Source organism: Streptomyces sp. AC627_RSS907, from assembly GCF_019049165.1.
In genome coordinates, this window is record NZ_JAGMUE010000603.1 from 1 (window position 1) to 666 (window position 666).

Here is a 666-nt window from a genome sequence, read left to right on the forward strand (position 1 = left end):
GCGCAGGACGGTGTCGAGGCGTTCGGACGCCGACCTGGTGCGCGAGCACACGGTGCCGGACGGCGACCTGCCGTCGGCCGAACGCCTCGACACCGTCCTGCGCGGCCTGCACCGGCGCATCGACCTCGCCGGCGGCCGACTGGCGGACTTCGCGATCGTCCACGACCCGGCCGGCACCCGTAGCTGGCTCTATCTGATCGCCCATCACCTGATCGTTGACGCGGTGTCCTGGCAGATCCTCGCCGACGACATCGAGCGCGGTTACCGGGCGCTGCGGGACGGGCGGGCCCTGCCCGACGGCGCGGCACCCGGCATACCGTCCCGGGCCGTCGCCGAACCCGCCCTGGAGACCCACTGGGAGACGCTCGCCAAGGCGTCGACACCGGTGCTCTCCGGTGCCGGCACGGCCGGGCCCGCGGCCGGAGCCGGTCATCGGATCCGCGTCAGCCACCGGCTGTCGCCCCGGGCCGCGGCGTACCTGCGCAACGACGTCCGCAGGCTGCACGACATCAGCGCCCAGGGATTCCTGCTGGCCGCGCTGCAGCGGGCGCTGGCCCCGTACAGCGACAGCCCGGACCTGTACGTGTGGCTGGAGGGCCACGGCCGGATCCACTCCGGCGACGGCGACCTCGAGAACGTGGTCGGCTGGCTGACTTCGCTCTCCCC

At 73.9% G+C, this 666-nt stretch carries 1 protein-coding gene; it reads left to right on the forward strand.

Translation table 11 applies throughout. The features are described from left to right. Window positions 1-10: 10 nt before the first annotated feature. Window positions 11-666 (forward strand): condensation domain-containing protein (locus tag KUM32_RS37340; protein WP_217146297.1); only part of this gene is annotated, 656 nt, incomplete at its 3' end.